The organism is uncultured Nevskia sp. (genome assembly GCF_903885465.1).
Taxonomy (GTDB): domain Bacteria; phylum Pseudomonadota; class Gammaproteobacteria; order Nevskiales; family Nevskiaceae; genus Nevskia.
The window spans coordinates 1-5,590 of the sequence record NZ_CAISIQ010000301.1; the positions used below are offsets into that span (position 1 = coordinate 1).

Genomic DNA, 5,590 nt, shown 5'->3' on the forward strand with positions numbered 1-5,590 from the left:
CCAGCCCGCTGCCAAGCCGCAATCACATCCTGAAGACGCTGGTCGAATCCGCCGAGCCGATGACGCTCGACGAACTGATCGCCCACTTCGGCCTGAAGAAACTCAACGAGCAGGAAGCGTTCACCAAGCGTCTGGTGGCGATGGCCCGCGAAGGCCAGCTCACGGCTGCCGATCGTCGCGGTGCCTATCGCGCCGTGCTGACCGACGACGGTCAGACCATCGAAGCAGTGCCGCGCTCCGGCATCCTCGTCGACGGCAAGGTGCTCGCCCATCGCGATGGCTATGGCTTCGTCCAGCCCGATGGCAGCGCCCATGGCGACAAGTCCGGCGACGTGTTCCTGTCGCCGCGCCAGATGAACAGCCTGATGAATGGCGACCGGGTGCGCGTGCGCGTCACCGGCACCGATGCCCGCGGTCGCCGCGAAGGCTCGCTGGTCGATGTGCTCGAACGTGGCACCTCGCAGGTCGTCGGTCGTCTGCATGCCTCGAGCATCGGCGGCGGCGGCATCTTCACGGTGATCCCGAGCAACCCGAAGCATCCGGAGCTGGTGGTGCCGTCGACTGAACTCGGCGGTGCCAAGCCGGGCCAGATGGTGGTCGCCGAACTCACCGCGCCTCCGGGCGATCGGACCATGCCGGTCGGCCGCATCGTCGAGATCCTTGGCGACCACATGGCACCGGGCATGGAGATTGCCGCGGCGATCCGCGCCCACAAGCTGCCGTTCGAATGGCCGCAGGGCGTCGAAGCCGAAGCCGAAGCCTATGGCCCGGTAGTGACGCCGGCGCAATGGGGCGATCGCGAAGATCTGCGTGAACTCGGCCTGATGACCATCGACGGCGCCGATGCCCGCGACTTCGATGACGCGGTCTATGCCGAAGCAGTCAAGGGCTGGCGTGGCGGCGGCTGGAAGCTGTGGGTGGCTATTGCCGACGTGTCGTCCTACGTCACCGTGGGCTCGGCACTCGATGCCGAAGCGACCGAACGCGGCACCTCGGTGTACTTCCCGAACAACGTCATCCCGATGCTGCCGGAAGCGCTGTCGAACGGCCTGTGCTCGCTGAACCCGAAGGTCGATCGCCTGTGCATGGTCTGCGAGATGCGCGTGGCCAAGGACGGCGAAGTCTCGAAGTCCAAGTTCTATCCGGCGGTGATGCGCTCGAAGGCGCGCCTGATCTATGACGACGTCGCCGCGATGCTGGCCGACCCGGAATGCGAGCAGGCGAAGGCGCAGCCGGAACTGCTGGCACCGCTGAACACTCTGCGTGAAGTGTTCGAAGCACTGTTCGCGGCACGTGAAGCGCGTGGCGCGATCGACTTCGAAGGCACCGAAACCAAGATCGTCTTCGGCGAAGGCCGCAAGATCGAAAAGATCGTGCCGGTGCAGCGCAATGTCGCGCATCGCCTGATCGAGGAATGCATGATCGCGGCGAACGTACAGGGCGCGCTGCTGGTCGATAAGCACAAGATGCCGTCGCTGTTCCGCGTTCACGCACCGCCGGATGGCGACAAGGTGGCGATCCTCCGCGAGTTCCTCGCTGGCCGCGCACTGCGGCTCGGTGGCGGTGATTCGCCGGTCGCCAAGGACTACGCAACCTTGCTCGCCAGCGTCAAGGGCCGCGAGGACGCCAGCCTGATCCAGACGGTGATGCTGCGGTCGCTGATGCAAGCTCGCTACCAGCCGGCCAACGATGGTCACTTCGGCCTGGCGCTGACCCATTACGCGCACTTCACCAGCCCGATCCGCCGCTATCCCGATCTGCTGCTGCACCGGGCGATCAAGCACGTGATCGCCAAGGGCAAGCCGAAGACCTTCACCTACTCGGTGCAGCAGATGGAAGCGCTGGGCGCGCATTGCTCGATGGCCGAGCGCCGTGCCGACGACGCCACCCGCGACGTCAACACCTGGCTCAAGTGCGAGTTCATGCGCCACCGGGTTGGTGAGGACTTCGACGGCATCGTTGCCAGCGTCGCGCCGTTCGGCCTGTTCGTCGAACTGACCGGCCTGTACATCGAAGGCATGCTCCATGTGTCGCAGCTGAAGGGCGATTTCTACGAGTTCGAAGCCAAGCATCAGCGCCTGGTCGGCAGCCGCTCGAAGACCGTCTATGCGCTGGGCCAGAAGATCCGCGTCAAGGTGGTCCGGGTCAGCCTCGACGAACGCAAGATCGATCTCGAGATCGTCGAGCAGGGCGGCAAGTCCGGCGGCCAGAAGGATGGCGGCGGACATGACGGCGGCCGAGACAATGGCCGTGGCGGTGACAAGGACGGTGGCCGCAACGGCGGCGGCCGCGGGAGAAAGCGTCGGTGAAGCGAAGGCTCATTCGCGCAAGCCTCGCAGCGCTGCTGCTGGGGCTCGCGGCCTGCGCGGGCTCGCCACCGGAGTCCGCGCCGATCGTGCCTGCGCAAGATGGCGCGCCGGTGCCCTTGGCAGGCGCCGATTCACCGTCCGAGGCTTATGCGGTGGCCGGTGCCTTGCCACCGGCGCAGCTTGCGGCAGTGCTGACCACGTTCAATGCCGAACTGAAAGCGAAGCTCGGTGCTTCATCCGGCAGCTGGCGCCTGGTGCCTGAGCGTGATCGGGCCATGCGGGTCGTGTTCGACGCTGATCGTGCCTTCGAAACTGGCAGCGCGCAGTTGCGGCCGGAACTGCTGCTGCCGTTGTCCGAACTCGCCAAGGCGGCACGTGGCGGCAATGCGAGTGCCGGACCCTGGGTCATCCACGTGATCGGCCATGCCGAGCGTGCGGAAGACGCGAGCCTGAGCGAGCGACGTGCCACGGCGATCGCCTCCTATCTCGCCGAGCAGGATGTGCCCGGTGGCCGTTTGCGCGCCGAAACGCGCAACGAGAAGAACGGTGCGGGCCATCGCATCGAACTGGTCTTCGCCGCGATCGTCGCAGGCCGCGAGTCGCGGGCCTGGATGCCGCCGGAGGCAGTCGCCGCCAGCCGCTGATCGCGGCTACGCTGCGAGCGTGAACCTGCCCACCGCCTCGTCGCGCTCGAGTCTCACCATCGTCTGGGTGCTGCTGTTCGGCGCCATCGCCGCCTATGTGCTCGACAACATCGGCGGCTTCTGGCTTGGCGCTTTCAGTGGCTATCTGTTCGGTCGTCTGCGCGAGCTGCAGCAGGAGCTGCGTGAGCTGAGTGCAAGGCTCGCGACGGGCGTAGTTTCTTCGGTGACTCCAGCGGCAGCAGAGGTGGAGCCATCGCTGGAGGCGACGCCACTGCGTCGCGAATCGCCAGGCTGGAGCGAGGCGCCAGCGACCTTTTCTACGGCTGCGTCAGCGCCGTCAACGCCGGCACACGCAGCGCCATCGACCTTCGATCGCTTGATCGAAAAAGTTTCCGACTGGGCCCGAGGCGGCAATCCGCTGGCCCGGCTCGGCGTGCTGATCACCTTCGTCGGCGCGGTCTATCTGATTCGCTTCGCGGCGGAAACCGGTTATCTGCCGGTCGAGCTGCGGCTTGCAGGTCTGTCGCTGGCGGCGCTGGCGATGGTGGTTGTCGGCTGGCGTCTGCATGAGCGGGTCGCCAGCTACGCGCTGACCTTGCAGGGCGGCGGTCTGGCGCTGCTGTATCTGACCGTGCTTGCCGCGCTCCGGCTCTATCACTTGCTGGCACCGACGCCGGCGTTCGCGCTGCTGGTGCTGGTCGCGGCCAGTTCGGCGCTGTTGGCGGTGCGTCAGAACGCGCTGCCGCTGGCGGTCATCGGTTTCGCCGGCGGCTTCGCAGCGCCCTTGCTGCTTGGCGGCGATGGCAGCCACATCAGCCTGTTCGGCTATTACACGGTGCTCAATCTCGGCGTCTTCGTGATCGCCGCGTTCCGGGGCTGGAATGGTCTGAACCTGCTCGGCTTCGTGTTCACTTTCGTGATCACGTCCTTGTGGCGAGTCACGACCTACCGCGCCGAATGGTTCGCCAGCGTCGAGTTCTTTCTGCTGCTGTTCTTCGTGCTCTACGTGTTCGTCACCGTGCTGTCGGCACGTAGCGAGCGTCGTGCCGGCCTCGTCTCCGGCACGCTGACCTTTGGCTTGCCGGCGGTGGTGCTGTCCCTGCAGGCGAGTCTGGTTGCCGACATCGAGCAAGGCCTGGCTGCCAGCGCTGCCGGCTTCGGTCTGTTCTATCTGATCACTGCGGCCGCGCTGCTCAGCGCGCGCCGCGATTACTGGCGAATCACCGCGCAGGCCTTCATCGCGATCGGCGTGGTGCTGCTGAGCTTGGCGGTGCCGCTGTATTTCGACGAGCAGGCCACCTCGGCCACCTGGGCGCTGGAAGGCGCCGGCGCGGTCTGGCTCGGCCTGCGTCAGCAGCAGTTCCGCGCGCGGGCCTTCGGCGTGATCGTGCAACTGCTGGCCGGTGGATCGCTGGTGATCGGCATCCTCGACAGTCCGGCCAGCAGCGGCTGGCTCGAAGTCGGCGTACCGGGCGCGGTCCTGCTGGCGGTTTCGGCGATCGCCAGCGGCCATTGGCTGCGCTTGTCCGGCGCTGCTTGGCGTCTCGAAAAGCGCGTCGCCGATCTTGCGGCGGTCTGGGCGTTGGGCTGGTGGCTATTTGCATTGTTTATGCAGATCGACCACTCGGCCGGCGAGTACTTCATCGGCCTGGCGCTGGCGGCTGGCGCGTTGACCGCTGCGGCGCTTGCCGTGCTGGCCCAGCGTCTGGCCTGGCCGTGGCTCGCGCGCTTGTCGCAGCTGAGCTTTCTGCTGTTCGCCGGCATTGGCTTGATCGCGGCACTTGTCGAGCGGCCGTCGGGTCAGGGTGGCGTGTTCGGCTGGTTCGCCTTGCTGAGCACGCACTACGTCCTGCTCTGGCGCAGCGAGCGCTATGCGCCGGCGACACCGATGCCGATCCAGGAATGGCCCGCGCACATCATTCCGGCGCTGCTGAAGACCTGGCTCGCCAGCCTCGAACTGGGCTGGCATCTGCGCACCCAATTCGGCGGCGACTGGCCGGTGCTGGCCTGGGGCTTGGTGCCAGCGTTCGCGCTGGGCCTGTTCACGGTGTTCGCCGCGCGCTGGCCGGTGGCGCGTGATCGCCGTCTGTATGCGCTCGGCGTGTCCCTGCCTCTGGCGATCTGGCTGCTCGGCTGGGTGCCGGTGACCAGTCTAGTAAGCCGCGGCAGCGCCGCCCCGCTGATGACCCTGCCGCTGCTTAATCCTCTGGACCTCAGCGTGCTGGCGATCGCCGCGGCGCTGCTGATGTTCTGGCGTCAGCGCCGGGTCGAGGACTGGCAGTGGCTGGCTCGGCTGGACCAGCCCTGGCTGATGCCGGTGGCCGTGGCGGCAACCGCCTTCGTCTGGCTGAACGGCGCCATCGCCCGAGGCCTGCACTACAGCCTCGGCACGCCGCTGGGCTTCCAGGGCATGCTCGATTCGGCCTTGCTGCAGGCGACCTGGTCGGTGGTCTGGAGCGTGCTCGGCTTCGGCGCGATGTGGCTGGCGGCGCGGCGGATCCATCGCGGCCTGTGGCTGGCCGGTGCGGCGCTGATGGTGATCGTCGCGATCAAGCTGTTTGCCGTCGATACCGCCGGCACCGGCACCCTGGCGCGCATTGCCGCGTTCCTGTCAGTCGGCGTGATCCTGCTGGCCGC

Annotated in this window: 3 protein-coding genes; all 3 read left to right on the plus strand. The window is 67.0% G+C overall.

Annotated elements, in window-relative coordinates:
• Window positions 1–2,309, plus strand: a 2,309-nt coding sequence (rnr, locus tag QZY06_RS11615) for a ribonuclease R (protein ID WP_367275619.1), incomplete at its 5' end; no start/stop codon positions are given.
• Entirely contained in the window at window positions 2,306–2,953 is a 648-nt protein-coding gene (locus QZY06_RS11620) for an OmpA family protein (RefSeq protein WP_295684388.1), read from the plus strand. The genes rnr and QZY06_RS11620, both read left to right, overlap by 4 nt.
• A 19-nt stretch (window positions 2,954–2,972) precedes the next feature.
• Window positions 2,973–5,590 (plus strand): DUF2339 domain-containing protein (locus QZY06_RS11625; protein ID WP_295684389.1); only part of this gene is annotated, 2,618 nt, incomplete at its 3' end.